This window comes from Ruegeria sp. HKCCD4884, assembly GCF_013110855.1.
Classification (GTDB): Bacteria; Pseudomonadota; Alphaproteobacteria; order Rhodobacterales; family Rhodobacteraceae; genus Ruegeria.
In genome coordinates this window covers 47,085-73,945 of the sequence record NZ_WVRJ01000015.1, presented here as the reverse complement: position 1 = coordinate 73,945, position 26,861 = coordinate 47,085, and the positions used below count along the sequence as shown (strand labels likewise).

At 57.4% G+C, this 26,861-nt stretch carries 34 protein-coding genes and 1 pseudogene; 8 read left to right on the top strand and 27 right to left on the bottom strand.

Annotated elements, in window-relative coordinates:
- Positions 1–22 precede the first annotated feature (22 nt).
- The 4 genes from nusA to pip form a co-directional block, all read right to left on the bottom strand.
- On the bottom strand, positions 23–1,642 hold the full coding sequence (nusA, locus tag GS636_RS18945) for a transcription termination factor NusA (protein WP_171188106.1): 1,620 nt from the start codon (positions 1,640–1,642) through the stop codon (positions 23–25).
- Positions 1,642–2,232, bottom strand: a complete 591-nt coding sequence (gene rimP / locus GS636_RS18940) for a ribosome maturation factor RimP (RefSeq protein WP_152459779.1) — start codon at positions 2,230–2,232, stop codon at positions 1,642–1,644. Before rimP ends, nusA begins: the two co-directional genes overlap by 1 nt.
- A gap of 159 nt (positions 2,233–2,391) precedes the next feature.
- A complete protein-coding gene (locus tag GS636_RS18935; RefSeq protein ID WP_171671616.1) occupies positions 2,392–3,213 on the bottom strand; it encodes an ABC transporter substrate-binding protein in 822 nt (273 codons plus the stop codon).
- A complete protein-coding gene (gene pip / locus GS636_RS18930; RefSeq protein ID WP_171188110.1) occupies positions 3,210–4,187 on the bottom strand; it encodes a prolyl aminopeptidase in 978 nt (325 codons plus the stop codon). Before pip ends, GS636_RS18935 begins: the two co-directional genes overlap by 4 nt.
- A 48-nt stretch (positions 4,188–4,235) precedes the next feature.
- On the opposite strand from pip, the gene ubiG reads away from it, so the two are divergent.
- A complete protein-coding gene (ubiG, locus tag GS636_RS18925) occupies positions 4,236–4,982 on the top strand; it encodes a bifunctional 2-polyprenyl-6-hydroxyphenol methylase/3-demethylubiquinol 3-O-methyltransferase UbiG (protein ID WP_171105911.1) in 747 nt (248 codons plus the stop codon).
- 3 nt (positions 4,983–4,985) lie between these two features.
- Here ubiG and GS636_RS18920 read toward each other — a convergent pair whose 3' ends face one another.
- The 4 genes from GS636_RS18920 to GS636_RS18905 are packed head-to-tail and all read right to left on the bottom strand — an operon-like array spanning position 4,986 to position 7,313.
- Entirely contained in the window at positions 4,986–5,426 is a 441-nt protein-coding gene (locus GS636_RS18920) for a MarR family winged helix-turn-helix transcriptional regulator (RefSeq protein ID WP_170334681.1), read from the bottom strand.
- 14 nt (positions 5,427–5,440) lie between these two features.
- Entirely contained in the window at positions 5,441–6,271 is an 831-nt protein-coding gene (locus GS636_RS18915) for a carbon-nitrogen hydrolase family protein (protein WP_171671613.1), read from the bottom strand.
- Positions 6,271–6,528 carry a glutaredoxin 3 gene (gene grxC, locus GS636_RS18910; protein WP_171648567.1) on the bottom strand — a complete coding sequence of 86 codons (258 nt, stop codon included), beginning with the start codon at positions 6,526–6,528 and terminating at the stop codon, positions 6,271–6,273. Before grxC ends, GS636_RS18915 begins: the two co-directional genes overlap by 1 nt.
- A 38-nt stretch (positions 6,529–6,566) precedes the next feature.
- Positions 6,567–7,313: a ComF family protein gene (locus tag GS636_RS18905; protein WP_171671610.1), complete on the bottom strand. Its 747-nt coding sequence runs from the start codon at positions 7,311–7,313 to the stop codon at positions 6,567–6,569.
- Here GS636_RS18905 and GS636_RS18900 point away from each other — a divergent pair.
- The gene (locus GS636_RS18900) at positions 7,312–8,142 is read left to right on the top strand and encodes an SAM-dependent methyltransferase (protein ID WP_171671607.1); all 831 of its coding nucleotides are present in this window, start codon (positions 7,312–7,314) and stop codon (positions 8,140–8,142) included. The two genes, GS636_RS18905 and GS636_RS18900, sit on opposite strands and share 2 nt — an antisense overlap.
- A gap of 57 nt (positions 8,143–8,199) precedes the next feature.
- Entirely contained in the window at positions 8,200–9,249 is a 1,050-nt protein-coding gene (gene hemH / locus GS636_RS18895) for a ferrochelatase (RefSeq protein ID WP_171671605.1), read from the top strand.
- A gap of 128 nt (positions 9,250–9,377) precedes the next feature.
- Here the strand turns inward: hemH and GS636_RS18890 are convergent, their stop codons facing one another.
- The 3 genes from GS636_RS18890 to GS636_RS22815 all read right to left on the bottom strand — a co-directional run bounded on the left by GS636_RS18890 (position 9,378) and on the right by GS636_RS22815 (position 10,471).
- On the bottom strand, positions 9,378–9,560 hold the full coding sequence (locus tag GS636_RS18890) for a hypothetical protein (protein ID WP_010442520.1): 183 nt from the start codon (positions 9,558–9,560) through the stop codon (positions 9,378–9,380).
- Between the two features lie 139 nt (positions 9,561–9,699).
- The gene (locus tag GS636_RS18885; protein ID WP_171096537.1) at positions 9,700–10,299 is read right to left on the bottom strand and encodes a L,D-transpeptidase; all 600 of its coding nucleotides are present in this window, start codon (positions 10,297–10,299) and stop codon (positions 9,700–9,702) included.
- Positions 10,300–10,345: 46 nt separating this feature from the next.
- Positions 10,346–10,471, bottom strand: a complete 126-nt coding sequence (locus GS636_RS22815; protein WP_256367977.1) for a hypothetical protein — start codon at positions 10,469–10,471, stop codon at positions 10,346–10,348.
- Here GS636_RS22815 and GS636_RS18880 point away from each other — a divergent pair.
- Positions 10,470–10,985 (top strand): CAP domain-containing protein, encoded by a 516-nt coding sequence (locus tag GS636_RS18880; protein ID WP_171096538.1) that lies wholly within the window; start codon positions 10,470–10,472, stop codon positions 10,983–10,985. The genes GS636_RS22815 and GS636_RS18880 overlap by 2 nt on opposite strands.
- 56 nt (positions 10,986–11,041) lie before the next feature.
- Here the strand turns inward: GS636_RS18880 and GS636_RS18875 are convergent, their stop codons facing one another.
- The 7 genes from GS636_RS18875 to GS636_RS18845 form a co-directional block, all read right to left on the bottom strand.
- Entirely contained in the window at positions 11,042–11,506 is a 465-nt protein-coding gene (locus GS636_RS18875; RefSeq protein ID WP_171096653.1) for a PTS sugar transporter subunit IIA, read from the bottom strand.
- Between the two features lie 58 nt (positions 11,507–11,564).
- Positions 11,565–12,128: a ribosome hibernation-promoting factor, HPF/YfiA family gene (gene hpf, locus GS636_RS18870; RefSeq protein ID WP_050605577.1), complete on the bottom strand. Its 564-nt coding sequence runs from the start codon at positions 12,126–12,128 to the stop codon at positions 11,565–11,567.
- Between the two features lie 252 nt (positions 12,129–12,380).
- Complete coding sequence (lptB, locus tag GS636_RS18865) at positions 12,381–13,139, bottom strand: LPS export ABC transporter ATP-binding protein (protein WP_171096540.1); 759 nt, start codon at positions 13,137–13,139, stop codon at positions 12,381–12,383.
- Entirely contained in the window at positions 13,139–13,624 is a 486-nt protein-coding gene (locus tag GS636_RS18860; protein WP_256367978.1) for an LptA/OstA family protein, read from the bottom strand. The genes lptB and GS636_RS18860 overlap by 1 nt, the downstream gene beginning before the upstream one ends.
- Before the next feature lie 3 nt (positions 13,625–13,627).
- Positions 13,628–14,227 carry an LPS export ABC transporter periplasmic protein LptC gene (gene lptC, locus GS636_RS18855; protein ID WP_171671602.1) on the bottom strand — a complete coding sequence of 200 codons (600 nt, stop codon included), beginning with the start codon at positions 14,225–14,227 and terminating at the stop codon, positions 13,628–13,630.
- A gap of 11 nt (positions 14,228–14,238) precedes the next feature.
- Positions 14,239–15,201 (bottom strand): SIS domain-containing protein, encoded by a 963-nt coding sequence (locus GS636_RS18850; RefSeq protein ID WP_171671599.1) that lies wholly within the window; start codon positions 15,199–15,201, stop codon positions 14,239–14,241.
- Positions 15,198–15,812 carry a ribonuclease D gene (locus GS636_RS18845; protein ID WP_171096545.1) on the bottom strand — a complete coding sequence of 205 codons (615 nt, stop codon included), beginning with the start codon at positions 15,810–15,812 and terminating at the stop codon, positions 15,198–15,200. Before GS636_RS18845 ends, GS636_RS18850 begins: the two co-directional genes overlap by 4 nt.
- Before the next feature lie 133 nt (positions 15,813–15,945).
- Between GS636_RS18845 and GS636_RS18840 the strand changes: the two genes are divergently transcribed.
- From GS636_RS18840 to GS636_RS18820, 4 genes and pseudogenes are all read left to right on the top strand, one after another.
- Positions 15,946–16,203 carry a metal-sensing transcriptional repressor gene (locus GS636_RS18840; protein WP_171671597.1) on the top strand — a complete coding sequence of 86 codons (258 nt, stop codon included), beginning with the start codon at positions 15,946–15,948 and terminating at the stop codon, positions 16,201–16,203.
- 3 nt (positions 16,204–16,206) lie between these two features.
- Entirely contained in the window at positions 16,207–17,526 is a 1,320-nt protein-coding gene (locus GS636_RS18835; protein ID WP_171671594.1) for an MFS transporter, read from the top strand.
- 54 nt (positions 17,527–17,580) lie between these two features.
- Positions 17,581–18,009: an Lrp/AsnC family transcriptional regulator gene (locus tag GS636_RS18830; RefSeq protein ID WP_171096551.1), complete on the top strand. Its 429-nt coding sequence runs from the start codon at positions 17,581–17,583 to the stop codon at positions 18,007–18,009.
- Between the two features lie 452 nt (positions 18,010–18,461).
- A pseudogene (locus GS636_RS18820) lies at positions 18,462–19,022 on the top strand (flagellar basal body P-ring protein FlgI); the annotation flags it as partial.
- A gap of 48 nt (positions 19,023–19,070) precedes the next feature.
- On the opposite strand, the gene GS636_RS18815 reads toward GS636_RS18820, so the two are convergent.
- The 9 genes from GS636_RS18815 to GS636_RS18775 form a co-directional block, all read right to left on the bottom strand.
- On the bottom strand, positions 19,071–19,715 hold the full coding sequence (locus GS636_RS18815; RefSeq protein WP_171096557.1) for a DUF1523 family protein: 645 nt from the start codon (positions 19,713–19,715) through the stop codon (positions 19,071–19,073).
- Between the two features lie 10 nt (positions 19,716–19,725).
- A complete protein-coding gene (locus tag GS636_RS18810; protein ID WP_171096559.1) occupies positions 19,726–19,992 on the bottom strand; it encodes a hypothetical protein in 267 nt (88 codons plus the stop codon).
- Position 19,993: 1 nt separating this feature from the next.
- On the bottom strand, positions 19,994–21,331 hold the full coding sequence (locus tag GS636_RS18805) for a DUF6638 family protein (RefSeq protein WP_171671591.1): 1,338 nt from the start codon (positions 21,329–21,331) through the stop codon (positions 19,994–19,996).
- Between the two features lie 57 nt (positions 21,332–21,388).
- The gene (locus tag GS636_RS18800) at positions 21,389–21,664 is read right to left on the bottom strand and encodes a hypothetical protein (RefSeq protein ID WP_171671589.1); all 276 of its coding nucleotides are present in this window, start codon (positions 21,662–21,664) and stop codon (positions 21,389–21,391) included.
- Between the two features lie 38 nt (positions 21,665–21,702).
- Positions 21,703–21,999, bottom strand: coding sequence for a hypothetical protein (locus GS636_RS18795; protein WP_171671586.1), 297 nt, complete (start codon positions 21,997–21,999; stop codon positions 21,703–21,705).
- A complete protein-coding gene (locus tag GS636_RS18790; protein ID WP_171671584.1) occupies positions 21,996–22,331 on the bottom strand; it encodes a hypothetical protein in 336 nt (111 codons plus the stop codon). Before GS636_RS18790 ends, GS636_RS18795 begins: the two co-directional genes overlap by 4 nt.
- On the bottom strand, positions 22,328–24,259 hold the full coding sequence (locus tag GS636_RS18785; protein WP_171671581.1) for an ATP-binding protein: 1,932 nt from the start codon (positions 24,257–24,259) through the stop codon (positions 22,328–22,330). The genes GS636_RS18790 and GS636_RS18785 overlap by 4 nt, the downstream gene beginning before the upstream one ends.
- A 54-nt stretch (positions 24,260–24,313) precedes the next feature.
- Positions 24,314–25,432, bottom strand: a complete 1,119-nt coding sequence (locus GS636_RS18780; RefSeq protein ID WP_171671578.1) for a hypothetical protein — start codon at positions 25,430–25,432, stop codon at positions 24,314–24,316.
- A gap of 270 nt (positions 25,433–25,702) precedes the next feature.
- Complete coding sequence (locus GS636_RS18775) at positions 25,703–26,782, bottom strand: hypothetical protein (RefSeq protein WP_171096570.1); 1,080 nt, start codon at positions 26,780–26,782, stop codon at positions 25,703–25,705.
- Between the last annotated feature and the right edge of the window lie 79 nt (positions 26,783–26,861).

Below are 26,861 nucleotides of genomic sequence, written 5' to 3'. Positions count from 1 at the left end.
ACGCGCCACCCGAGGCCTGAGATCAGGCCTCGACCTCCTCGTCTTCTGCGTCGCCGTCGATGTCTTCTTCCGCTTGCTCCAGCTCGGCCGGATCAACCCAACCCAGCAGGATACGTGCGGTCATGACCATGTCCTGCGCTTCTTCCAGCGTCACACCGAAAGGTTCAAGTACACCGTCATCCTTGATGCGTTCGCCATCGACTGTGGTCCAGCCACCGGCCAGTTCCCAGTCGGCGCAGGTTGCGAAGTCTTCCAAGGTCTTCACATCATCCTTGGCCAGCGCTTCTACCATCTGGGGTGTCAGGCCCTCAAATTCAATAAGACTGTCCTCGGCGCCCAGTGCACGGGCCGCGTCCAAAGCCGCTTTCGCCTGTGCTTCCAGGAATTCGCGGGCACGTGTCTGCAGTTCTTGCGCGGTGCCTTCGTCAACACCGTCAATGACCAACAGTTCATCGATTTCGACATAGGCGACCTCTTCGAGGTTGGTAAAGCCTTCCGAAACCAAGAGTTGTGCAAAGAATTCATCCAGATCCAGGCTGTCCATGAACAGCTTGGTGCGGGCTTCGAACTCTTTCTGGCGACGCGCCGATTCTTCTGCTTCGGTCATGATGTCGATGTCCAGACCGGTCAGCTGGCTTGCCAGACGTACGTTCTGACCGCGGCGACCGATGGCAAGGCTCAGCTGCTCTTCCGGCACGACAACCTCGATCTTGCCGGCTTCTTCGTCCAGAACCACCTTGGAGACCTCGGCGGGCTGCAGCGCGTTCACCAGGAAGGTCGGCTGATCTTCGTTCCACGGGATGATGTCGATCTTTTCGCCCTGCAGTTCGTTCACAACGGCCTGCACGCGGCTGCCGCGCATACCGACGCAAGCACCAACCGGGTCGATTGACCCGTCATACGATATCACGGCAATCTTGGCGCGCGAGCCGGGGTCACGAGCCACGGCCTTGACCTCGATGATGCCGTCATAGATTTCCGGCACTTCCATTTTGAACAGCTCGGCCATGAATTCCGGCGCGGTACGCGAAAGGAAGATCTGGTGGCCACGCACTTCGCGGCGCACTTCCTTGATATAGGCGCGCACGCGGTCATTCGGGCGATAGCTTTCGCGACCGATCTTGTCATTGCGGCGCAGAACAGCCTCGGCACCACCCAGATCGACAATGACATTGCCAAATTCTTCGCGCTTGACCGCGCCGTTGATGATGGTGCCCGCACGATCCTTGAATTCTTCGTACTGACGATCACGTTCCGCTTCGCGGACCTTTTGCAGGATCACCTGTTTCGCGGACTGCGCCGCGATCCGGCCCATTTCAACCGGCGGCACTTCTTCGACGAAGACGTCACCAACCTCGGGCGATTCCATGTACTGGCGCGCCTGCTCGACGGTCATCTCGGCCTGATAGTTCTCAAGCTCTTCATCCTCGACCACAGTGCGCACGCGAGTGAAGGTCGCCTTGCCGGTCTTGCGGTCGATGGACACGCGAATGTCCATTTCCGCGCCGTAACGGCTCTTGGCGGCACGGGCGAGCGATTCCTCCATCGCTTCGACAACCAGACCGGGGTCGATCATCTTTTCGCGGGCCACGGCCTCGGCGGTCTGCAGCAGCTCCAGCTGGTTGGCTGAGGTGATTGCCATCAGTTCGTCTCCTCTTCGGACCCTTCGGTCTCAATCTCGTCGAAAGCGTTTTCGTTCAGGGCGCCCGCGTCTTTGCGCTGGCGCAGCATTTCCTTGATCAGATCATCGGTCAGGACCAGCTTGGCGTCGCTCAGCCAGTCGAATTGCAAACCGATGGTGATCGTCTCGTCCCCCTCGGGGATGTTGATCAGAACCTCATCCCCTTCGATCCCGGCCAATTCACCCTTAAAACGGCGGCGGCCGTCGATCAGTTCGGCGGTCTCGATCTTGGCCTCATAGCCTTCGAAGGTCTCAAAGTCCTTGAGGCGGGTGAGAGGGCGGTCGATTCCGGGGCTAGAGACCTCAAGCGTATACGCATCAAGGATCGGATCCTCGACGTCCAGCGTGGCGCTGACCGCATTGGAAATCTCGGCGCAGTCGTCCACTTCGATGCCACCGTCTGGCTTGTCAGCCATGATCTGCAGCGTGGTCTGCTTGCCGCTCATCAGGCGAATGCGCACAAGTTCATACCCCAGATCCTCAATCACGGGGGTGATGATCTCGGCCAGTCGCCGGTCAATGGCAGCTTTGGCTATCAGGTCGTTTGTCATCTGGTTCTCTACCCTTCAATCGGGCACAAAAAAACGGGCGCGCGGCCCGTCGAATTTTCCGGTGGAGCCTTGAACCAGAAGTCCAACGCGCCGCTGTTGAAACTGCATATACGCAGGATGGTCCGAGTCTGCAACCCCCGGCGGGAGTCGCAATCAGATTTACGCCATCCACCACCGTTCTGCGATACGGCCATCGTCCAGCACCGACGACCCGGCAATCTGGCGTGGCATCCCGACAGCGCCAGCTACAGCAAGGGCCAGGTCCGCCTCGGACGGGTGAAACCGAAGACCGCGCACGCCCTGCATTTCCGCGTTATCCGGCAGAGCCGCCACATCTACATAACCATCGCGCAGCGCTTCGGCTCGTACTTTGGCATCCGGGATCACGATGACCTCTATCGCATCGACCCATCCGGCCTGACCATCCTTGTAATGCCCCGCCACACGGCGACCGAGGAAATGTCGCCCGTCTTCGGCCCGTTCGACGCGGTAACAGCCAGTACCGTTGGCCGCATGCAATGGCGACACAGTTTGACCCGATTGTGTGACGACAAACCGGCTTTCTGCCAAAATGAAGGGCAGACCCGGATTGGCCTGAGCCAGTTCCAAGTGCACGCGATTGGGAGCCATGGCTTCGGCGCGACCAACTTCCGCCAGAACGGCCAAAACGTCGGCAATTTCCAACGGCGCGCCGTCGTGGAAGACCGCATCATCGCGCAGATCAAAGGTCCAGATCCGTGCGTCGGCATCGGTCTGCCACCCAGTTGCAAGCTCACCCCGCAACGTTCCGTCGGGTGCAATCTCGGTCAGGGTGTCGAAAACAGCCCCGCGTGCAACTTGTTCAAGGCTGTCGTCGCGCGGAACGGCCAGCCGCAACGTGCCGCCTTTCTTCGGCGTATCCGCCAAGGACGCACCGGTCGCCGCCAGCAGCGCGGCAGCGGCACCCGAGGCAAACAAGGCACGGCGGTCAATCCGGGTCATGCCACACCCTCCGCCACGCGATCCATGATGCGCACAAGCTCGGCGCTTATGCCGGGTTCAGACAGCGCATGTCCCGCCTGCCGCACCATCTTCAACTCGGCATTGGGCCAGCGCTCAGCCAGATTCCATGCAGCCTGAGGCGGGCAGATCATGTCATACCGCCCCTGAACGATATGTCCGGGAATATCGGCGATCCGGTCCATCTGATCCAGAATCTGCCCATCCCTCTCCAGAAACGCCTTGTTGATGAAATAGTGATTCTCGAGCCGCGCAAAGGTGCGGGCGTATTCACCCGGACTTTCGCCCACCGATCCGTTGGTATGGATCGAGGCCAGCGCGTTTTCCCAATGCGACCAGGCGCGTGCATACAGGATCTCGGTCGCGCGATCGCCCGAGAACAGGCGCTTATTATAAGCGGCAATTGTATCGTCCAGCTCACCCTCGGGCAGCAGGGCAGTGAACTTCTGCCAGTGCTCGGGCCAGAACCGCCCGGCCCCGCCGCCATAGAACCAATCCAGCTCGGCCTGCGTGGCCAGAAACACACCGCGCAGCACCAGACGGCTGACCCGATCCGGATGCGTCTGCGCATAGATCAACGCCAGCGTCGCCCCCCAGCTTCCGCCAAACACGATCCACTCATCAATTTCGAACAGTTCGCGCAGCCGCTCGATATCAGCGACAAGATGCCACGTCGTGTTGTTTTCGACCGATGCGGTGGGTCTGGACCGACCACATCCACGCTGATCAAACAGAATCACTCTGTAGGCACGCGGATCAAAATAGCGCCGCATAGCAGGGCTGCAGCCGCCCCCTGGGCCCCCGTGAAGGATAACAACCGGTATCCCATCGGGATTGCCGCATTGTTCCACATAGATACGGTGCCCATCGCCCATATCGACCATGCGCTGATCGAACGGGTCGATCGGCGGGTACAGATATTGAACTGCGCGCTTTTGGTCCGGGTACTTGTCCATTATGGCCCTATATAGTCCTTAAGCGTAAAAGAGCACACGGAGACAGGAATGCAAGCGCATCCGAACACGGTGGACCCATCCGAGATCGCAAAATTCGAGGCGATGGCGGCAGAATGGTGGGATCCTCACGGGAAATTCAAACCTCTGCACATGCTGAATCCGTGCCGTCTGGATTATATCACACAGCAGATCGCAGGTGAGTTTGACCGTGATCTGACCGCGCCGAACCCGTTCGAGGGCCTGCGCCTGCTGGATATCGGCTGCGGTGGCGGGCTGCTCAGTGAACCGATGGCGCGCTTGGGTGCGACGGTCGTGGGCGCCGACGCAGCCGAACGCAATCTGCCTGTCGCCCGCATCCATGCGGAACAATCGGGCTTGGAGATTGACTATCGCCACACCACGGCCGAGGACATGGCCGCCGCTGGTGAGCAGTTCGACGTTGTGCTGAACATGGAAGTTGTCGAGCATGTCGCCGACCCGCAAAGTTACCTGACCGCCACGCAACACTTGCTGAAACCCGGCGGGCTGCAGATTTGTTCGACCATCAACCGCAATCCGAAATCCTATGCAATGGCCATCTTCGGGGCCGAGGTCGTCATGCGCTGGTTGCCGCGCGGCACGCATGAGTGGAACAAGTTCATCACACCTGACGAACTGTTCGAGCTACTGCGCCAGGCCGGGCTGGACCCGGTGGACCGCAAGGGGTTTGTGTTCAACCCGATCCTGTGGAGTTGGTCGATCTCGGACCGGGATCTGAGCGTGAATTATGTGACGGCGAGTGTGAAGCCGGGGTGAATCCTACTCCCCCTCCAACTGCAAGCGTAAATCCCGCAGCACCGGCAGCGTGCTGCGCACGCGCTCCAGCCCCAGTTCTCCAACCACGCGGTTGATCAGCGGGGCAATCGACGAAATCGCCTGATCCCGCGCGCGGCGACCGGCGGGGCTGATCGCCACCATCTTGCGGCGGGCGTCGTCCCAGTCGGGGCGGATGTGGATGTATCCGGCCCATTCCAGCTTGGCCAAGGTGTTTGTCATGGCTCCGCGCGTGACGTGGAAGGTGCTGGCCAGTTGCGCCGGGGTCCGCTCATCCCCCACAAACACCAGATGGTTCAGCACCGAGAAATGCGAGATTTCCATGCCCTTGGGCAGCACCCGGCTCAGCCGGTTGCGCAACAACTGGTCTGCAGTCAGAATCTCGCTGAACAGCGTGACCGCCAGGGCATTTTTTTCGTCCGTCATAGCTCGGTTCTGGATCAGGGCCTGTCGAAAGGCCGCACATGCGTCAATGAGGGCACACGTCGGCGCGCCTCTGTCACAGAACTATCATCCAAATCGAAAATGTGAATGCCCGGATCGGTACCTGCGTCGATCAGCACCTCCCCCCACGGGGCGACAACCATGCTGTGGCCGTGCGTGTAGCGGGTTTTTCCACGCGTCTTGGGATGTTCTCCGGTCTGTGCCGGAGCCAGCACCCAACACCCGGTCTCGATCGCGCGGGCGCGCAACAGCGATTCCCAATGCGCGGCCCCTGTGACGGGCGAAAACGCCGCTGGAACCGTCAGGATCCGTGCCCCCGCCTGCGCCAGAGCAGCGTGCAAATGGGGGAAGCGGATATCGTAGCAGATGGTCAGCCCCACCTTGCCAAAATCGGTCTCAGCCAAAACCGCGCGGTCGCCGGGCCGGTAATTGGCCGATTCGCGGAAAGTCTCGGTTTCCGTGACCTGCACGTCGAACATGTGGATTTTGTCATAGCGCGCCACGACCTGACCCTGCGGATCGATCATGAAGCACCGGTTGGCAAAGCGACCATCCGCGTCGTGGGTTTTGATCCCCAGCGAACCGATCAGAAGCCATACGCCCAGTTTGGCGGCCTCTTCGCGCAAGCCCGCCAGGGTGATATCGTCTTCTTCATGCTGCAGAACCTCGCGCTGCCGCGTGGTGCTGGTCGAAACGCAGTTCGTAACCTCGGGCGTCAAAACGAACCGCGCGCCTTGCCCGGCGGCCTTAGCCATCATGGCGCGCACCATGTCCAGATTTTCGGCCGGATCGTCCGACGAGGTGATCTGCAGCAGCGCGGTCTTCATCAGGCCGCCAGCAGCCGGTCGAGCTTGCCCTGACGTTCCAGTTCATACAGATCGTCACACCCACCCACATGTTCTGTGCCGATAAAAATCTGCGGCACGGTGCGTTTGCCACCGGCCCGCTGGATCATCTCGGGTTTGCGTTTGGGGTGCATCAGCACATCGACTTCTTTGAACTCAACGCCTTTCTGTTTCAGCAGACGTTTGGCCGCATGACAAAAACCGCATAGCGGCGAGGTATAGATTTCTACCGGCTTCATTTTCCGTTCCCTTCGGGTTTCGCGCAATCTTGGGCGAATTAGGCATCCTTGGCAACGCGCGCCAGTGCCAACACGAAAATATGATTTGCCCCTACGGCCTGACACACACGGGTACAGGCGGCCAACGTCGCGCCAGAGGTCATCACATCATCCACCAGTAACACGTCGCGGGCTTTCAGATGCCTTGCCCTGCGCGGGTGGACGCGAATCGCATCTTTCAGAACCTCGGCCCGTTCTTGCGCCGTTTTGCCATCCAGAACCGGTGTTCGTCTGTTTCGCACCAACAGATCAGGCACACAGTCCAGCCCACTGTCCTGACCCAGATACTGCGCCAACAGGGCCGACTGATTGTAGCGCCGTTTGAGCAGACGAGACCAATGAAGCGGCACCGGGGCGATCACCATACCCGGTCGTAGCAGTTCACGCCCCGCTTGCGCCATCCAACGGGCTGCTGGGCGAGCCAGTTCGGGCCGGTCACCATGTTTCAAGGCAAGGATCAGCGACCGCGCCTTGCCATCATACATCAACGCTGATCGGCCAGCATCCCATGGCGGTGGGGCTTTCAGACAATCGTCGCATTCAATCCTATACCCATCCTGCGCACCCATCAGCGGCACTCCGCAGCTTTCGCAAACGGTGCCTCCAATAAAGGGCGTTTCACGCCAGCAGGATCCACACAGCCCAAAATCTGACTCGGTCAGCGCGCCGCATCCCATGCAGCGGGGCGGGTAAATCAGTGCAAGTGCGGTTTGAATCCGCTGCGCGATGCGATACTTGCGTGCCATGAAACTGCCCGAGCCCAACGCACCCTCTCTGTTTGATCGCAAAACCATCCTGCGCCACCGCGCCCGTGCACAGGATGACGCCTTCTTCCTGCATCGCGCCGCAATTGACGAGGTGCAGGATCGGCTCTCTACGGTTAACAAAGCCTTTACAGCGCCTGCGATCGTGAGCTCGTTTCCGCGGCTTTGGGACGGCGTTCTTTCCGGTGCTGCCTTGGTCCAGGATGACGACGTGCTGGCGCTTCAGCCCGGCGCCCATGATCTGGTCATCCACGCAATGGCCTTGCATTGCGCCAATGATCCGGTTGGGCAGCTGATCCAATGCCACAGGGCATTGCAGCCCGACGGGCTTTTGCTGGTCGTGTGTTTGGGCGGGGAAACTTTGCACGAACTGCGCGCCGCATTGGGACAGGCTGAGATTGAGATCACAGGTGGCCTGAGCCCTCGCATCGCTCCGATGGCGGAACTTCGAGACATGGGTGGATTGTTGCAACGGGCCGGTCTGGCTTTGCCTGTAGCGGATTCAGTGCCGCTGACGGCGGAATACCGCGACATTTGGCATCTGATGCGCGATCTGCGGCATATGGGTGAAACCAACGCCTTGTCGGCACGGCTGAAGCGCCCGACCAGACGGGCCGTATTCGAGGCCGCACAACGTATCTATGCGGATCACTTTTCGACCGCTTCAGGCCGCCTGACAGCAACATTCGACCTGATCTGCCTGACCGGATGGTCGCCGCACGATAGCCAACCCAAACCGCTGCGCCCGGGATCTGCCCAAGCCCGTCTGGCAGACGCCTTGCGCACCACCGAGGGCAAACTGCCTGATTGACGTGCGGATAAATCCCCTTATCTCAGGCCGGACCACAAGAAATACAGGAAGTCCCATATGTTCGATGCTACCCGCCCCGCACACGCTCCTACGGATCATCCTAAGATCAAGATGGGTCGCGTCGGCATTTTGCTGGCCAATCTGGGCACGCCGGACGATTACACTTATTGGCCCATGCGGCGGTATCTGAACGAGTTTCTGTCAGATCAGCGGGTCATCGATTACCCGAAATGGAAATGGCAGCCGATTCTTCAGGCCATCATCCTGAGCAAGCGGCCCTTCAGCTCAGGGGAAGCTTATAAATCGATCTGGAATCACGACAAAGGCGAAAGCCCGCTGATGACGATCACCAAGGATCAAACGGCCAAACTGCGGGCGGCCATGCATGACCGCTACGGCGATCAGGTGGTGGTAGATTTCTGTATGCGGTATGGCAATCCCTCAACCAAATCCAAAGTACGCGAGATGGTAGCGGCAGGATGCGATCGCATTCTGTTCTTCCCGCTTTATCCGCAATATGCAGGCGCAACGACGGCCACTGCCAACGACCAGCTTTTCCGCGCGTTGATGGAGGAGCCCTGGCAACCTGCATCCCGCACTGTACCCGCCTATTTCGACCAACCAAGTTACATTGACGCGCTGGCGCAATCTGTTGAACGCGCCTATGCGGCAATGGAGACAAAACCGGACATTCTGGTCTGTTCCTATCACGGAATGCCGGATCGCTATCTTCAGCAAGGGGATCCCTATCATTGCCAGTGTGCAAAGACATCCCGGCTGCTGAAAGAACGGTTGGGTTGGTCGGACGATCAGCTTGTGTCGACGTTTCAATCGCGATTCGGCCCGGAAGAATGGCTGAAGCCTTACACGGTGGATCACGTGGCGGATCTGGCAAAGCAAGGCAAGAAAAACATTGCCGTCATCGCCCCTGCTTTCTCGGCCGACTGCATCGAAACGCTGGAAGAGATCAACGAAGAGATCAAGGAAAGCTTTGAAGAAGCAGGCGGCGAAACCTTCACCTATATCCCCTGTCTGAACGACGACGACGCGCATATCGCCGCCCTGGGCAAGGTCGTCGAGGACAATCTTCGCGGCTGGATGGACTAACTCTGCGGAACACAATGCACGGCGCGAGCGATTCAATTGGTTTTGAACGCTTTTCGCCTGTTTCGGCTTTCTGAAACAAAAAAGGCGGTGGATTGCTCCACCGCCTTTTTCAAGAATTCCGTGTTGGCTTAGCTTGCAGCAACGGCAGCAGCAACAACAACCAGCAGGATCAGCGGCAGGATGATGCCCTGCGACGAACCTTGAGTTTCTTCAACAACAACAGGTGCTTCAACAACCGGCTCTTCCAGGTTGCCTGCGTATGCGGTCGAAGCTGCGGCGGTCAGAGCTGCGGCGAGAACGAGTTTTTTCATATTAACCTCCAGAATTTGCACGGTTCCAATGCCCGGAACCGCGCACCTAAGACTTACCTCGTGTTTTTTTCTAATCAGCATTGGCGCTGGAATGCAATTGCAACTTGAGCGCTAAGCGGGTTCGTGCGGGAAAATGTCGTCAAATTAGCAACACTTGCGTGCCGACCTTCGTCATAGAAAAGAGCTCGGCAATATCGTCATTGAAGAGCCCGATACAGCCATTTGACGAGCGGCGCCCGATTTTGCGCGTATCATGGGTGCCGTGGATGCGGTAATATTTCCAACCCAGATATAAAGCGTGGGTTCCCAGAGGGTTATCTGGCCCTGGCGGGATATAGTCCGGCCATTCAGGGTTTCTTTTCTTCATTGACGGCGTTGGCGACCAGCTGGGGCCTTCAACTTTACGGATCACGCTGGTGCGTCCGCGACGGGTCATCTCTTCGGTCAAAGGCACCGAAGAGGGGTAGAGTTTGTATGTAGATTGATCATCTGACCAATAATGCAGCGCGCGTGACACTGTATCGACCAAAATTGCCCCGTTCCTCGTGTTTGAGAAATAGGGCTGCCAGTCCAGGGCACGGAACCCTGACACATTCCGGCGCACGGGCGGTTCGGGCTCGGGTGCAGGGCGCAGCGGGTCGCCTGGAATATATTGCGCCAGTGCCGGTGTCGCCAGCGAGGCGGTTACACCGGTCAGAAACACCCGGCGCGTGGGTGACAGAATACGCTTTTTGACCATGACGAACGGGTCCTGTGTTCTAGTAAGCTCTGAAATCTGATCTATTCTATTGCGAGAATGCTTCAGTCGCAAACCAAACCGGCAGAATCACGCGAGTATAGACGAATGTACGTTTGCTCAGCGCAGTCAGGCACGCTATGCCGGGTGACAACACAATTATCAGGTCGATCATGACGCGTATCGTTTCTTTACTGTTGATTTGCTTTGTCGCGCTTGCGGCATGTACAAGCACCCAGCCCACCACTATTGGTGCGGATGGCCGCCCCTTGCCCACGGTCTACAAAATCCGCGGCAATCCCGAAAAACTGCAATTCCGAATGCTTGATTCGGTCAATGCCTTGCGTCAGGCTCAGGGCCTGCAATCTGTGCAATTGAACTCTCAGTTGAACGCGGCCGCTGCGACTCACTCAAAGGATATGGCACGCCAGAACCGCCCTTGGCACTTTGGGTCGGATGGGTCGTCCCCAATCGATCGTGCCGCGCGGGTCGGATATTTTGGTACATTCCTGGGCGAAGCGATTTCCGAAACCTACGAGACCGAGACCGAGACACTGGCGGCCTGGATGCAAGAACCCGGACCGCGCGCTGTGATCATGGACCCGAAGGCAACCCAGATGGGGTTCGCCTGGCATCAGGAAAATGGTGGAAAAATCTGGTGGACGCTGGAAATGGGAACCGGCGGCTGATCCAGTTCAGAGATTTTGCAAAAAGCCCCCGAATTTTGGGGGCTTTTTTTATTCCATCATGCAGCTTGCATGGATTGAGCTTCGGTCAAAATTGCATAGAGCTTAACCGGATCGGGGTTCGCCCGAAGTTTGGTGCAGACCGAGGTATCCCGCAGCGTACGCGACACCAAAGCCAGCGCTTTGAGGTGATCCACACCCGCCTCTTCAGGCGCGAACAGCGCAAAGGCAATATCCACCGGCTGACGATCAACCGAACCGAAATCGATCGGTTTTTCCAGCATGACGAAGACGCCTGAAACCGCCTCAAGTTCAGACAGTCGCGCGTGGGGCAGCGCGACGCCATGTCCAACTCCGGTTGGCCCAAGGCTTTCGCGCTCAAGCAGAGAGTCGACAACCGCCTGGGCATCAAGGCCCTGGGTCGCGGCGGCAACGTCGCCGATTTCCTGAAACAACCGCTTCTTGCTGGAAGCGGCCGAAAGTACACGCACTGCCTCGGGCTTGAGTATGCTCGAAAGCTCCATGATCACGCTCCATGGCACGGCACCCGCATGTGCGGGTGCGGCCCCGTTTTCTTGCCTGTTACGGATCGATCCAGCCGATGTTACCGTCATCGCGACGGTAGACAACGTTCAATCCATCCTTGTTCTCATTCCTGAACACCAGCACCGGAGCGCCAGCAAGTTCCATTTGCATCACGGCTTCCCCAACGCTCAGAGACGGAATTTTCGTCTCCATCTCAGCCACAATCATGGGCTGCAGCGATTCGGGCTCGTCCGCCGTGTCCGATTCGTCAGACGCGAGGATATAAGAGGACGCACCAAAGAGTTCAACCGGCTCTGCCCGGTCCTTGTGGTGGTCCTTCAGGCGGCGCTTATAGCGGCGCAATTGGGTTTCCATCTTGTCGCAGCATGCCTCAAACGCTGCGTAAATCTCGGTAGCGTGCGCCTTGGCCTGGGCTGTCAGGCCCGTGGACAGGTGCACCGTTGTTTCGCATACATATTCATGCGCTGAACGGGAAAAGACGACGTTGGCATCTGTCGGCCGCTGAGCATATTTGCCCACAACCTCGCCCAGCTCGGTTTGCACGTGTGTCTGCAAGGCCGCGCCGATGTCGATCTGTTTTCCGCTGATTTGGTAACGCATGTGATCTCCTTCACAATTCACACCCATTCTGACGTCACGGTACGCGACGAACTTGTTTTTATCGGGTGGGGGGTCGCGGCATTTTCTGCGGTTGCCTTAAGTCCTGCCCTTCAAAGAAGGGAGATCGAGATCCAGACTGGAACCGAGTAAATGCCATGGTCCAATTGAGGCAAGAGACGAAGGAAGAGTCAATCAAAACAGGCGTGTATATACGCGATTTCCGTCATGCATCTGATGCAAACCCGTTCAAGCCTATGAAATACGGAAGTTTTCGCCCAAATAGACCCGACGCACATTCTCGTTTTCGACAACTTCGTCGGGCGTGCCGGACATCAGCACCTGGCCGTCATGCAGGATATAGGCGCGATCCACAATTTCCAGCGTTTCCCGGACGTTGTGATCCGTGATCAGCACACCGATTCCCCGTTTTTTGAGGTCGGCCACCAGATGTCGAATATCCCCGACACTGATCGGATCAACCCCTGCAAAAGGTTCGTCCAACAGCAGATATTTCGGATCGGCCGCCAAACAGCGCGCGATCTCGACACGGCGGCGTTCACCACCGGACAGGGCCAAGGCGGGCGCGCGGCGCAAATGTTCTATGGAAAAATCCGACAACAGTTCTTCCAAGCGTTCCTTACGCCTGTGTGCGTGTGGAACCGTAATGTCCAATACAGCGGCAATGTTGTCTTCGACACTCATACCGCGGAAAATCGACATTTCCTGAGGCAAATAGCCGATCCCCATGCGAGCACGCCGATACATCGGCAGGGTTGTGACGTTCTGACCATCAATTGTCACTTTACCTGCTTCGGGAAACACAAGCCCTGCGACGGAATAGAAGGTCGTGGTCTTGCCTGACCCGTTCGGCCCCAAAAGCGCTACGACCTCGGACCGGTCCAGCGTCATCGAGACATCGCGAATAACCGTCTTTTTCCGGTAAGATTTTCGCAGCTTCTCGATGCGCAGGCCTGAACTGCCTTCGGCCAATGTCAGGTTCGGACCCGCCATCAGTTGTTGCCCTGCTGCAAGATCGTTTTGACCCGCCCGGTCATGGTCGCCTTGCCTGTTGTCAGATTAGCGTTCATCTGGTCGCCACTGATGACGCTGGGTCCCTGCGTCAGAAGGACATTGCCCTTCATCACAATCACACCGGAATCGATTGTATACTCTGCCCAATCCCCTTCGGCTGCGTCCGGTGGGCTGACCAGAACCACGTTTTCGGTCGCTTCCATCCGTTCAATGGCCGAACGTTCCTGATTATAGATCACCAGAACACGTTCCGCCGTCAGCCGCATTTCGCCTTGCACAACGATGACATTGCCAATGAACTCGGCAGATCCATCTTCCTGATTGACGTTCAATGTCTCCGAAGTCACCTCAACTGGCAGGCTTGGGTCGGCATTTGCAGAACCAAAGGCCACCTGCGCCTCTTGCGCGGCCGCGGTACCCGCGATTACAGCGAGACACAGTGGAACAAAACGAAAATCGAACACAAGTTATCTTTCTGCCTTTTCAGGCTCGTATATCAGCTTCACACCATCTGTAAAAACAATATGGACCGGACCATCATTTTTTTCCGTCCCAAAAGTCATGCGCCCGGCGGAAAAGTTGCCGATCGGCCCGGTACCATTCACCTGTCCCGGCGTGTCGCCGCGGATTTCATCCAAAGATGTGTTGAGCAGATCGGTCGTGACCTGAAGCCCGTCAGCTGTGGTGATCACCACGTCGCCGACAAAAGTGGCTGTGCCTTCGTCAGGGCGGATTAAACCCGAGTTGGAGTCCAGCAGTATCGTTCCACCGCTCAGCAAGCCAAACCGGCCACGGAATTCTGAGGCAGTCGGGGTCGCGTTCTCGTTGCCCTGGGTCGCCTGAGTTGCCTCGATATGAACGTCCTCACCCTTGCGCGTGGTCCCCTGATAGTTTGGCTGCGTTACAACTTGCTGCGCCAACCGTTCATCGATGTCATTTTGCGCGAACGGCACAGATACATTTGTTTCGATACTGCGGGACAGCAAGAAGACGGTGGAAAGCAAGACAATCGCCGCAAGCGGCAACAGCACCTTCAGGAACTGCACCATGCGGGAATATCTGTCCACGTCGCCCTCCCTCAGCCCAAACCGACGCGCAGGCAGTCGTGGATGTGCAACAAGCCCTGCGCCTGTCCGTCAGCGTCAGGGTCGACCACGAACAAAGAGGTTATCTTGCGCTCATTCATGATCGCAACGGCTTCTTCCGCCAGCGCGTTTGGCGCAATCGTCATTGGATCACGGGTCATGACCTCTTGGGTGGCCTTGTCCAGCAACCCGTCCATATTGCGGCGCAAGTCGCCATCGGTGACAATGCCCAGCAGGCGGCCTGCATCATCGGTGACACCAACGACACCAAAGCTTTTTTGGCTCATGACCAACAAAGCCTCGCTCATCGGAGTGTCGGACGTGACCACAGGCATATCCGCGTGCATCAGATCGCGCACCTTGCTGAGCTGCGCACCAAGCTTGCCACCTGGATGAAAGTCACGGAAATTCTCGGGCTTGAAATCCCTGTACTTCATCAAAGCAATCGCCAGCGCATCGCCCATTGCCAAGGTCAATGTCGTCGAGATCGAAGGCACCATGCCAAAGCCGCATGCCTCACCTAAAGACGGGATCAGAAGATGCACATCCGCCTGTTTCATCAGCGTGCTTTGAGGCTTACTGGACAGACCAATCAGCGGAATCCCGAACCGGCGGGTAAAGGCCAGCAGATTGGCCAGTTCCGGCGCTTCGCCCGAATTCGAGATCGCCAATACCACGTCACCCTTGGAGACCATGCCCAGATCACCATGGCTGGCCTCGGCCGGATGCACAAAATAGGCTGGTGTACCAGTGCTGGCCAAGGTGGCGGCTATCTTGTGCCCAATGTGACCCGATTTACCGATACCGCTCACGATGATGCGACCCTTCGCCTGCAGGATCATTTGCACGGCTTCTGCAAAATGGTCGTCCAGACTTTCAGCCAACACGTCCAGCGCGCGGGCTTCATCTGTAACGACCTGACGGGCGGTTTTCAGAAAGGACTCGTTATCAGTCATGAGTGTGCAAAAATATCCGTTTCGGGCCAGCCTGCGAGGTCCAGTTTCGCACGCATCGGAAGGAAATCAAAACAGGCTTGCGCCATCTCGGTCCGATCTTCACGTGCAAGGCGCTTGTTCAATTCATCCCGCAGGCGGTGCAGGTACAGAACATCCGAGGCTGCATAGTCCAGTTGAGCATCTGTCAGAGACTCGGCTCCCCAATCGCTCATCTGTTGTTGTTTCGAAATGTCGACACCGATCAGTTCCTGACACAAGTTTTTCAAGCCGTGGCGGTCAGTGTATGTGCGCACCAGACGGCTGGCGATCTTGGTGCAATAAACCGGAGCGGCCAGCGCACCAAAGGTGTGGTACATGGCTGCGATGTCAAACCGCCCGAAATGGAACAGCTTAAGCACGTCAGGGTTTTCCAGCATGGCGCACAGGTTTGGTGCTTCGGTTTGCCCTTTTTCAACCTGAACGATGTGGCTGTTGCCATCACCACCCGACATCTGGATCACGCATAAGCGGTCGCGATGCGGGTTCAACCCCATGGTTTCGCAGTCAATGGCCACAACGGGGCCCAGATCCAGCCCGTCGGGCAGATCGTTTTTGTACAAATGGTTCGCCACGCGACTAATCCTCTGAGCGCTATTGTCCCCGAGATAGGCGGTTTGGCCCCTAAACTCAACGCCGTCCAAAAATCGCGGGCTGTTCAGCGCCAGGCTCTTGATCTTATCCTCATGGGGGGGATAAGGATATACCATGTCTAATCATACCCATGAGTCGCATCCACAAATCACGGCCCGACTAAAGCGTGCCCACGGGCACCTGGCCAAAGTCATTGCCATGCTGGAAAGCCAGGCCCCCTGTTCGGACGTTGCCCAACAGTTGTTCGCCGTGGAAAAGGCTGTCACCAATGCCAAACGCGCGTTGATTCACGATCACATCGATCATTGCTTGTCCGCTGACGACGCTGGCAGCGGGATCGAAGATTTCAAAGCGATTACGAAATACCTCTAAGCCATGCTGAGCATTCTGAAGAACCGCACCTACCGCCACCTGTTCGCCGCTCAGATCGTCGCCTTGACAGGCACCGGATTGGCGACTGTTGCCCTGGGCCTGCTGGCATTCGATCTGGCGGGGGATGCTGCGGGCCTGGTTCTGGGCACTGCGCTGACGATCAAGATGATTGCCTATGTCACCGTTGCACCGCTGGCGGCCGCCTTCGCCGAACGTTTGGATCGCCGCAAGATGCTGGTCGTTTTGGACCTGATCCGCGCGGCCGTTGCACTGTGCCTGCCTTTCGTGACGGAAATCTGGCAGATCTACGTGTTGATCTTTGTGCTGCAATCGGCTTCGGCAGGGTTCACACCTGCCTTTCAGGCAACGATTCCTGATGTGTTGCCGGATGAAGCGGAATATACACGGGCCCTGTCCCTGTCGCGCCTGGCTTACGATATGGAAAGCCTGCTGAGCCCGATGTTTGCTGCAGCCCTGCTGCTGCTGGTCAGCTTCAACAGCTTGTTCTGGGGGACGGCATTGGGCTTTGTCGCTTCGGCATTGCTAGTGGTCTCGGTCGTCCTTCCGTCGCCCAAACCCACCAAACCCCGCGGAATCTATGACCGCACCACACGCGGTATTCGAATCTATTTGAAAACACCCCGGTTGCGCGGGTTGCTCGCACTCAGCTGGAGCGCGGCTGCGCTGAGCTCGATGGTGATCGTCAATACCGTGGTCATCGTGCGCGCCAATCTGGGACTGTCAGAAAGCGCAGTGGCCATTGCGCTGGCCGGATTCGGAGGTGGTTCGATGTTGGCCGCCTTTACCCTGCCCCGCCTTCTGGATCGGATCGAGGATCGTCGGGTTATGATCTCGGGGGCCGTTTTTGCCACAGGGTCCATGGCTGTGGCCGCGATTCTGGCAGCAACTGTTCCCTTGTCACTTGGCCTGCTGACCTTGTTGTGGGCGTTTACCGGTTTTGGATATTCCACCACTCTGACACCCTCGGGTCGCTTGCTGACCCGGTCAGCTCATCCCGAAGACCGCCCCGCTGTTTTTGCAGCTCAGTTTACCCTGTCGCATGGCTGTTGGCTGGTGCTTTACCCGCTTGCAGGGTGGCTGATGACTGCATTCGGACCAACAGTGGCGCTCAGCAGTATGGCAACGCTGTCAGTGGCCGGTGTGGTTGGCGCGTTCAGTTTATGGCCGCGCCTTGATCAGGAAGTGATTGAACACGATCACCCTGATCTGCCGGCCGATCACCCGCATCTGACCGGATCAGGCCCGCACGCACACCCAATTATCATCGACGACCTTCATCCGAACGTGCCGCACAGATCTTGAGCAGCTGCCCCGATCTGCCCTACACCGAAACCGCACCCATCAGCCGGAGCCCCAATGGACCAGCTAGACCGCCGCATTATCGCCGCCCTGCAAGCCAATGCCCGGGCCTCGACCACGCAGATTGCGGCTACGCTGGGTGTGGCCCGTACGACGGTTCATGAACGGATCAACCGGATGGAGCAACGCGGCGTGATCACGGGGTATTCCGTGCGCCTTGGGTCAACGGAAGACACTCCCAAAGTGCAGGTCATCGTTATGCTTGAGGTGCAACAGAAAGAGACGACCCGTATCATCAAGCGGCTTGAAGCTTATCCTGAGGTTAAATTGTGCCTGTCCATCAATGGTGAATTTGATCTGATGCTTTCGGCTGAGGCACCCCGGTTGGAAGATCTGGACATTCTGGTCGACGACCTGGCCAAGATCCCCGGCGTCCTGCGCACCAATACCAGCGTTGTCTTCGGGCGCAGGATAGATCGAAATTGAAGCCCCGATTACTCTCTGTAAACCGATCATTGGCTAGCTTGGCCGGGACAGATCAGAATCCCGGACCGGCAGAATGCCAATTCAAAAGATCCCGTTCTTTTTCATGCTCATGCTTGTGGCGGCAGCCCAAGCAGGCTTTGCCATGCCCAATGCGCACACCGGGGATCTGTGTGATCAGGCTGCACGGCGTGCGGCGTTGTCCGAAGGGGTACCGCTGGACGTTCTGCGCGCGATTTCACGTGTTGAAACAGGTCGTACTGTAGACGGGCAGTTCCTGCCCTGGCCGTGGACCATCAATGTTGAAGGTAAAGGGTATTGGTTCACCTCTGAAAGCGAGGCCAAAACCTATGTGTTCAAGATTTTCAAGGCAGGCGCGCGCAGCTTTGATGTGGGCTGTTTCCAGATTAACTACCGCTGGCATGGCAAGGGTTTTCGCTCGATCGAAACAATGTTCGACCCTGACCCAAATGCGCTTTGCGCTGAGAGAACCCGATTTCACCACTGCCGCGCGGATCGAATCCGCAATCAATACCGAGTTCAACAGGGCCGTGGCCATCATGCGGGATTCCGGCACGGTCGAGCTTAACGTCGCTGCAACACAGGCGGTGTCAACGGCTCACGCCATCGGGCGTATCGAAAACATACTGGTTGAACCAGAATCAAAGGCACGTGTCGTCTTCGATCAGCGTTCCGGCACGATTGTAATGGGACAAGAGGTCCGCATTTCGCGCGTCGCTGTCTCTCAGGGCAATCTGACGTTAACAGTGCAAGGGGCACCAATTGCCGTGCAGCCCAACCCGTTTGCCAGGGGTGAAACAGTGGTCGTACCCCGCACCATCGCTGGCATCAAAGAGGAAGAAGGCACCGGTCTTGCCGAAATCCCCGAGGCCACAACCATGTCCGAAGTGGTTGCAGGTTTGAATGCACTAGGCGTGTCGCCTCAGGACATGATCGACATTTTGAAAACCATAAAGGCAGCGGGCGCGTTACACGCAGAGTTCATCGTCAGGTGACGGGCCGTTCACGCAATAAGGGCGTGCTGATTGCACGCCCCTTGCACTCTATTTTGACTTCCAGCTGTCCAGCCAGCGCCGAAACCTGGTGCGCCGTTCTTCAATAGCGTCACCCGCCGCATAAAGCCCGTCTTCCACATTTTCGATCATAGGGTCGATCCGGGCTTGCCGGAACCTGCGCCAGCGCACCCATATCGCCCAGACCACAGCGGCGAAAATCGTCAGAAAGATGATATTGAACCAAGGGATAATCCGCGCATCCGGCCCATCCACATGGTTGATGAAGATGGCGTTTGGAAAGATCGAAAGAAACTCGTTACGCCAGCCGTAATGAGTAACAACCACCCATTTCGGGTTCTCTTTGGTCGATTTGGCATCATTGGCTTCGGTATACAGGTTGGCTGTGTCGAACTTGAAATAGGGGGGCCAGCCCCAGCCGGTATCCTCGTTTCGATAAACGATGGGCTTACCGCTGTCGCGCACAGCCTGAATGAACTGCACGTCCCGATTGGCCAGGCTTGCGGACTGGTCCTGAGGTTCAGACCAGAAAATCCGGGTCCAGTCGTTCAGATCCTGCCGTTCTTCATAGGTATTGACGATGCGCACAATGTCATGCTGCGGCAACGAGTACTGCAGGACCGCCGCAATCGTGCCCCAGAAGATGATAATGAACGCCCATTTCACATAGGCCATGCCTAATTCCTCACATGTAATTCACAATGTAGATCAGCGCGCTAATCGCCACCCACGGCACAATATAGACACCCAGGATCAGTTTACGCCGGAACGAATTGTCATACACATGCAATCCGCGTTCGACAAAGGCTTCTTTGTTGCCCGTTTTGCCTTTTTCATCCCACCAGTCCTCAAGCTTACGCCGCCGAATGCCGCGCGAATAGAAAGACAGCGCAACATAGGCAATCGTCTGAATCACCAGCAAGATCAGCAACAGGCGCAACAATCCGATCATATCAGCCTTTCCTCACCGAACCCCACGGACCGACCCGGGCGATTATGTCATCGCTCACCCGGTCATTGCCGCTCATGTCCGGCTCATGCCCAAACAACGCAGCGCGGGCCCCTTGTTTGTCCACCTGATACTCACGTGCAAGGAAGTCGGCAACATAGGCTTTCTTGCGCTCGGGCCAGCCCGAATATGTTCGGTAGAACAGCTCTTTATGGCAGATGAACATCTGGCGCGGGTCCAGCGGAGCCAGCTCGGACAGCAGCATGTTCACCAGATCGCGGTTCGGCGTATCCGCCGCGCGCAAGGTATAGAAATAGGCCGGATGGTCCGAGGTGATGCGCGGCCATGACCCCCCATCGCTCGCCCAACGCAGCAATTGAGCGAGCCCGTGATAGGCTTCGGGCAATCGATCCAAGTGATTGCGCGCCAGCCGACGCATGTCACTGCGATCCAACCCGGTCAGGTCGACATCAGCATCCGCAGCCGCATCGACGGTCAGGAAATCCATCTTCTGTTGCAGAATCGCGGCGGCATCCACGCCGCGCGCTTTGACAATCGGTTCGACCAGATCGTTGTAATCCAGAAACTTGGCAATCTGGTTCCGCTGTGACGGGTCGAATGTGTATTTGATTGGCAGATCGTCCGGCTTTTCGCCCATGCAGATGGCCGCCGGGTGATCCAGGTCGGGAAACAGATAGAGCCCGCCAAAATGCGCGGTCCAGAAATTGCGCTGCTCAAAATCCGTGTGACGCAGACGTACCGGATTGCGGGTGACGTCGCCGGTTTCCTTGGCCGTTTCGATCATCTTGGCGATCAGCACATCGTCGAACCACGCATCCTCTTCGGTCTTGAACCGTTCGACCATACCCGCCAGTTGCTGTGCCTTGCGCAAGGTACCGCCAGCTGTGTCAGCCTCAATCTCGATCTTGCGCAGATTCAGCAGATCGCGCGGCGTGGTGAGTTTGAAGACCGAGTTCACCAGTTCTCCGGCCACCGCATCGGTGGCGGTCAGGGCAAACAGCTGCGCCTCGTTTATCTCGATGAATTCCCGCAGAATATCGCGCGAGGTCGAGAATTTGACGTTCAGCAGCGGCGCGCGTTTCTGCTCGGTCGTCAGCAGGATAAACTGCCGGTTGACCCCGTTGGGATTGAGGTAAAGCTCGTCCTCCAGCTCAATCCCCACCTCCGGCGAATAGCCCGATATATCGACATGGAAATCCGTTAACGCCGTGGCCTTGCCCGCCAGATGCTGCAGCGCGCGGTTATACCGCTCGACTAAGGCCGGGCTGGAGATGTGGACGAGGTTGCCGAACATCAGGCCTTTTTCGATGAGGCGGATCATGGGAACGCATGCGCATGTTGAATGCGCTCTCCAAGTTCAATACCTCTATTCTGAAATTCAGCCATCTTTCGTGCCGCTATTTGAGTAAGAGTTCAGTCGCCTCTGGCGGGTATCCCAACCTAATACTTCCGGTAGACTCACAATGGTGAAGGCGACAATAGCCAACCCCAAAAAAGTCTTTCTGAATAAACGCCACGGCGTTTCACTCCCTTCCGCAGTTGGATTGGTAGAAAACGGCCATACCTCCCCGAACTCGGCAAAGGTAATAAGCCAAGCGCCCAACAACGGAATCGCCAAAACAAAAATTACCCGTTTCAGTCCCTTAGATTCCAAATGACCCAATCCTTTCCCGCTGGGTTAGTTGACACAAACTATAATAACCTTGCTGTCGAACGACGCACAAAAATAGCCGCTAAAACTAACAAAGGCAGCGCAAACGCCCGCGCCGTGATCTGCAAGTTGAACCCGATGTAAGAGACCACGCTGCTCTCAAACAGGATCAGAGACTCTTCCCACGAGGTGCCTTCAAACCCGCTACCTGCATTCACAGCGAATTGGCACAGAAACAACAGGGCTGCCGCCCCAAGAAACCCGAAAACGCCCCATCGCAATGGCAGGATCAGGCCCAAAACAAGGGCGAGGCCGGTAATTGCAGCGATCAAAGTCATGTGTTTGCTTCCTTTTTCCGACGAAGCGTTGTTGCATACGCTCCGCCAGCCAAAATCATTGCCGGAACAAACCAGAACAATGCACGGCCAAGAAAATGTGATGGCATTTCACTGGGTCCGAAGGCATGCAGCAGGGAATTTGGGCGCGCCAGAGACGCCCCGTTCATCCAGATCTCGAACAGTGAACTCCAGATATAGGTGAGCGCGAAGATGATGAGCCCCAGCATCGCCACGCTCTTCCGCGGCGCAGGTCGATGGCGCGCGACGGATACGCCGAAAAAGATGCTCGCTAGAATGAGCGATGCGAAGATCAGGAACAGGCCACCGGTCACCCCTTCCCCTCCAGATACCGCCGCTTGGCCTCTTCCATCCGGCCCATCTCGCGGACGGCGTTCTCGATTGCGACCTCGTCGCTCTTGTCGGCATAGCGGAACTCGCTGTCGGCGTAGCGGTTGATCTCTTGGATCACCATCTCAACGGTGATCGGCTGGCGCAGGTCCTCGATCATCGCCTTCTTGGTGTCGTAGTCGCGGAACAGGAACAGGTCGGGGTTCTCCATCCACTCGTCGGGCAGTTCGAAATCCATTGCGCGGACCTTGACCGCGTCGGTGATGTTCTTGATCGCGCGGCCGGTAAAACGCTCATCCGCGGCTTGGATCGCCTTGAGGTAGGTGCCCAGCTTTGCGATGGTGTCCATCTGGCCGATCTCGCCGGATACCCGGTCATAGACCTGTAACAATGCGTCCTCATGCGGGCGGGAATGGCTTTCGAAACTAGCGGCGACGGCTTTCTTGATCTCCTGCGCGGCATAGGCTTCGTGCTCGCCCAGCGGGATTTCGTGGTTGCGGCCCATCAGCAAGTGCAGGATGTCGATGTAATCCTCGCGCGTTTGCGGCCCGTCCACCAGGAACCGCGCGCCCGCCCGCTGGCGCAGGGCGTCGTCCACATTCTCGGGGTAGTTCGAAAACATACCAAAGGTGCAATTGCCGCGCACGACGGTGTTGGTCCCCGCAAAGCTCTCCATCAGAACAGCGGTGATTTCCAGTTGGCCCGCGCTGGACTGCCGGTCGCCGCGTTTGCCCGCCAGTTGGTCGATATCGTCGATGGTGCCGAAACCGATGACCGAGGGGTCGATGATCGTGTTGATAAACGCCTTGGCGTTCTGGCCGGATTTGCCCTGATAACTGTCGATATTGTCAGTGCTCAGGTTCTGATAGCGGAACGGATAGCCCGCGTTCTGGCAATAATCGTGGATCAGCCCGGCCATCATCTGGATCAGCGTGGTCTTTCCGGTGCCCGGTTTGCCGTCGCCCATGAAGGTAAAGATGAACCCGCCAAGCTCCGCAAACGGGTTCAGGCGACGGTCGAAATCATAGGCCATCAGCATCTTGGCCAGCTTCATCGCCTGATATTTGGCGATATGGTTGCCGACCACCTCGTTCGGTTTCTTGAACGTCATGGTCAGGGTGGTGGATTTGGCCTTCGAGGCCGGCTCAAAACCCCTAATTGTCAGGTCATCGGCCTCGATATGCCAGGCGGCGCTCTGGAACGGGCCCAAATGGCCAGCAGACTGGGCACGCAGGGCGACTTTTTCCATCAACTGCTCGGCATAGGCACTTGTGGCGGCGATCAGGTGGGCTTCGTCAGGGGCGTGTTTGGCGAGTTGCTGGTCCAGCTCCCACAACGCACCATGCAGGGCGAGTTGGCCATTGTCGGTTAAAACCTCTTCGATCTCGCCAATATCGACGGTGGTCTCGCCCAGATGCGAGGACATCAAGTAAGCCAGCGCATTGCCGAACGTGTGCAAGGTGATCAAAGCCTCAGCCGTCAGCAGTTCCGAGAATTCAGTCTTGCGCGCGGCTGGCAAGTCCCCGGCCAGATTGGCCCGTTTCAGATCGGCCAATGGCGTCTGGTCCGCATAAGCCTCGGCCACAGCCAAAGCGATGGCAATGGCGCGGCGAATGGCTTGCTGTGTCGTAGCCTGAGGCGGAGACACCAGCGTATCCCCATCGTCCGACGCCTCGATCCGTTCAACCAGATGCACCCCATCCGCGCGCTCAGTGCGCCGCGTGACCAGACCCGGTGTCGTGGATCGAAATCGCCGCCCCGTAGAAACCCCCGGAGAACGCTCAACAACCGCTTCCACCGCCTTGCCAATCCTCGGCGCGTGTTCAAACCCGTTCAGCAAAGCGGTCGCTGCTTGATAGTGCTTGCGAATGTCGTCCTCGCGTAATTCCATCTGATCTGACATCAAACTCATCTCTTGAACCGCTCTTGCTTCATCTTTTCAAAAATACTCTCGCCGAAAGCGAAACTAATAGCGCAAAACCTGCCCCGCCTTGCTGACAACGAACTTGTTCACATCGGCAAACCCCGGTGGGTTGCGCTCGGCCAGAACCTGAAACGGGCGTTGGGGCAGGATGATTGATCGCTGCGTGCGCGTCGCCCCGATCTCAGCCCCCTGACCGCCAAAGGGGTCCAGCGCAAAGATCTCGCGTTCAACGGTGGAAAACCACCCGGCGCGTTCCTCGATCACCTGTTCGCTTTCCAGTTCCTCGGTGGTCCAGGCCAACGCCCAATCTTGACCTTCGGGGGCCTGTGCGTCCTCCAACACCTGCCGCAGCGGGCCGGATTGCTCGGTATAGGCCGAGGAATACATCGGCCCAACATGGATACGGCGCAGGTGTTTGGGGTGCAGGTCGTCGAAATCCTGATCGAAGCCTTTGGCGATTGTCACCAGTTTCAGCCCGCCCAAGGACTGCGCCATCAGATGCGCCTGCACCTCGGGCCAGCGGCGTTGATCTTTGGGCAGGGCGGTTTTGCCGCTGTCCTCCAACTGCATCAGATAGATCACCGGCAGGTTGATCTGGCTGTCATAGACCGCCCAGTGGATCAGGAATGTACGCCGTTCGCCCTCATTCCCGATCCAGTGACATTCGGGATCGTTGCGGGCCCAGAACAGGTGACCTTTCAGCAATTCCTCGTAATAGAGCCTTTGAGACAGCGCGAATTGCAGCTTGGTGGGGATCTCTCGGTCGCCAATAATCGTCCGCACCATGTCGGTTTTCAGGTCGTCTTCCGAGGGCATATTCGCCAGATGCACCTGCGCCTGCTGCGCGTCATTGGCCATTGTCAGCAATTCGGCCGCCACCGGAAACCCGCTGTCGCGCTTGTCCATGGCGAGACTGCCAAAGAACCGCCCCGTATCGCGCCCGACCAGCAGGTATTTCATGCTGAGCGCCCGGAACGTGTAGAGCAGTCCCGAGAGATAACGCGAGATGATCCGCACCTCTTGCTTGCTGATCGCGCCCTCGGCCTCCATCGTCGCGGCCACGCGCAGAAGGTGGACGGTGATCACCTCGAATTTGCGGAAATAGCGGCGCGAGGCGAAGGTGTCGGTCAGGCCAACATGGTCTTGGGTGGGGTTAGTCATTTTTGGATTCACTACAATCAGTTCCACGGCATTGATTGAGCCGCCATGGCAGGAGAAAAACGTCTGAGATCAGGTACAACGCGAAGATGATAAGCCCGAAGATTATGCTAACCGGTCCGCCATATAGAGTGAGAAAACCGAGCAGCTTATAAGTTCCGCCTTCAGCACCCAATTTATGCAAAAGAGCTGTAAGGCCATAAATCGGGATCGGCCAAACTACGAGAAAGAGGCCAATCCTGAGAAGCCGTACGTCTTTTCGGCTAAACCACTTCATCCGCCATACAAGTTCTTATCGTGCTTCTCGACAATCGAGGCAAACCGGCGGGCAAAGCGTTCGTCCGCCTTGGCCTTTTTCTCCAGCACGTCGCGGGCAAAGACCATGTGGTCCTCATGCGCTTCAAGCATGTCGGCCATTTTCTGGTTGGTCGCGGTGCCGATGGCGGCCATGGCGGTTTGCGCCTCTTGGTCGGTCTGCACGCCGATCTCGTTGATGCGGTGGGCCACGTCCTGCTGCTGTGCGGTTTTCAGCGATTTGGTCAGGGCGTCATACAGCACCACGCGCTGCTGCGTGTCTGTCTGCAGCTTGTTGATCAGCACCATCTGTGTCGCCGCCTGGTTCTGCAATGAATCGACCCAGGTCTTGCCTTTCTCGATATAGCGCTCCAGCGTCTGCGACTTGGCCAGCTTGACCTGCTCTTCCTGAACCTTGGCGTTGTATTGCTTGTTCAGCTCGGCCAATTCAGTCTCTAACTGGGTCCGCGCGGCGGCATCCTGTTCGACGCTGATCTTGTTCTCCAGCGTGATGATCGTCGGATCCATTCCTTGAATTTCAGTACGCAAAGCTTCAAGCTCGGCCACCGTTGCCTCGCGATCGTCCAATGTCACGGTCAGGTTATCCTCAACCTTCACACGCTGTTCTTCCAGCACCGACAATTGCCCTTGCAGCAATTTCACGATCACGTCGGATTTGGCGATCAGGTCCTGCAGCTTGTCGTCGATATTGGCAGTGCGCATCCGTTCCTGCCGCATCGACTCGGATTTGCCTTTCGAGAAGATGCCGACAAACGACTCCCACCCGGTTTTCGAGCGCATCTCATCGAAATCCTTGGAAAAGGCGTTGGTCACGTCGTCCAGACCCATGATCAGCTCGGCGATATTGGCGTTCATCACCTCGGTATGGGCGTGCACATCCTCAAGTGTGGCGTTTTCGATGTCGATATCGGCCTCGGCGGTGCCGATTTTGGCCCGCGCTGCTTCGATGCGCGATGTCAGCCCTTCGATCTGCGACTGACTTTCGCGCACCTTGGTTTGCGTTTCTTTGATCAGCGCCTCAAATTGCTGGTTCGACATCGGTTCTATCCCTTTTTTCTTCTATTACCCAATAAGATAGGGAATGTTACGTCTATTTACATCCCCTGCGAGTCAAAAA

Bases quoted from the DNA above. Each gene is read 5' to 3' on its own strand.
- GS636_RS18900 (WP_171671607.1), top strand. From the start codon at position 7,312: ATGAAACTGCCCGAGCCCAACGCACCCTCTCTGTTTGATCGCAAAACC.
- pip (WP_171188110.1), bottom strand. From the start codon at position 4,187: ATGGACAAGTACCCGGACCAAAAGCGCGCAGTTCAATATCTGTACCCG.
- GS636_RS18850 (WP_171671599.1), bottom strand. From the start codon at position 15,201: ATGACTGATAACGAGTCCTTTCTGAAAACCGCCCGTCAGGTCGTTACA.
- GS636_RS18780 (WP_171671578.1), bottom strand. From the start codon at position 25,432: ATGACTAACCCCACCCAAGACCATGTTGGCCTGACCGACACCTTCGCC.
- GS636_RS18785 (WP_171671581.1), bottom strand. From the start codon at position 24,259: ATGAGTTTGATGTCAGATCAGATGGAATTACGCGAGGACGACATTCGC.
- GS636_RS18835 (WP_171671594.1), top strand. From the start codon at position 16,207: ATGCTGAGCATTCTGAAGAACCGCACCTACCGCCACCTGTTCGCCGCT.
- hemH (WP_171671605.1), top strand. From the start codon at position 8,200: ATGTTCGATGCTACCCGCCCCGCACACGCTCCTACGGATCATCCTAAG.
- nusA (WP_171188106.1), bottom strand. From the start codon at position 1,642: ATGGCAATCACCTCAGCCAACCAGCTGGAGCTGCTGCAGACCGCCGAG.
- ubiG (WP_171105911.1), top strand. From the start codon at position 4,236: ATGCAAGCGCATCCGAACACGGTGGACCCATCCGAGATCGCAAAATTC.
- GS636_RS18905 (WP_171671610.1), bottom strand. From the start codon at position 7,313: ATGGCACGCAAGTATCGCATCGCGCAGCGGATTCAAACCGCACTTGCA.
- GS636_RS18810 (WP_171096559.1), bottom strand. From the start codon at position 19,992: ATGATCGGATTGTTGCGCCTGTTGCTGATCTTGCTGGTGATTCAGACG.
- GS636_RS18915 (WP_171671613.1), bottom strand. From the start codon at position 6,271: ATGAAGACCGCGCTGCTGCAGATCACCTCGTCGGACGATCCGGCCGAA.
- lptB (WP_171096540.1), bottom strand. From the start codon at position 13,139: ATGGCGGGTCCGAACCTGACATTGGCCGAAGGCAGTTCAGGCCTGCGC.
- GS636_RS18935 (WP_171671616.1), bottom strand. From the start codon at position 3,213: ATGACCCGGATTGACCGCCGTGCCTTGTTTGCCTCGGGTGCCGCTGCC.
- GS636_RS18775 (WP_171096570.1), bottom strand. From the start codon at position 26,782: ATGTCGAACCAGCAATTTGAGGCGCTGATCAAAGAAACGCAAACCAAG.
- grxC (WP_171648567.1), bottom strand. From the start codon at position 6,528: ATGAAGCCGGTAGAAATCTATACCTCGCCGCTATGCGGTTTTTGTCAT.
- hpf (WP_050605577.1), bottom strand. From the start codon at position 12,128: ATGCGTTACCAAATCAGCGGAAAACAGATCGACATCGGCGCGGCCTTG.
- GS636_RS18875 (WP_171096653.1), bottom strand. From the start codon at position 11,506: ATGGAGCTTTCGAGCATACTCAAGCCCGAGGCAGTGCGTGTACTTTCG.
- GS636_RS18885 (WP_171096537.1), bottom strand. From the start codon at position 10,299: ATGGTCAAAAAGCGTATTCTGTCACCCACGCGCCGGGTGTTTCTGACC.
- GS636_RS18830 (WP_171096551.1), top strand. From the start codon at position 17,581: ATGGACCAGCTAGACCGCCGCATTATCGCCGCCCTGCAAGCCAATGCC.
- GS636_RS18795 (WP_171671586.1), bottom strand. From the start codon at position 21,999: ATGACTTTGATCGCTGCAATTACCGGCCTCGCCCTTGTTTTGGGCCTG.
- GS636_RS18815 (WP_171096557.1), bottom strand. From the start codon at position 19,715: ATGGCCTATGTGAAATGGGCGTTCATTATCATCTTCTGGGGCACGATT.
- GS636_RS18805 (WP_171671591.1), bottom strand. From the start codon at position 21,331: ATGATCCGCCTCATCGAAAAAGGCCTGATGTTCGGCAACCTCGTCCAC.
- GS636_RS18840 (WP_171671597.1), top strand. From the start codon at position 15,946: ATGTCTAATCATACCCATGAGTCGCATCCACAAATCACGGCCCGACTA.
- GS636_RS18920 (WP_170334681.1), bottom strand. From the start codon at position 5,426: ATGACGGACGAAAAAAATGCCCTGGCGGTCACGCTGTTCAGCGAGATT.
- GS636_RS18880 (WP_171096538.1), top strand. From the start codon at position 10,470: ATGACGCGTATCGTTTCTTTACTGTTGATTTGCTTTGTCGCGCTTGCG.
- GS636_RS18890 (WP_010442520.1), bottom strand. From the start codon at position 9,560: ATGAAAAAACTCGTTCTCGCCGCAGCTCTGACCGCCGCAGCTTCGACC.
- GS636_RS22815 (WP_256367977.1), bottom strand. From the start codon at position 10,471: ATGATCGACCTGATAATTGTGTTGTCACCCGGCATAGCGTGCCTGACT.
- rimP (WP_152459779.1), bottom strand. From the start codon at position 2,232: ATGACAAACGACCTGATAGCCAAAGCTGCCATTGACCGGCGACTGGCC.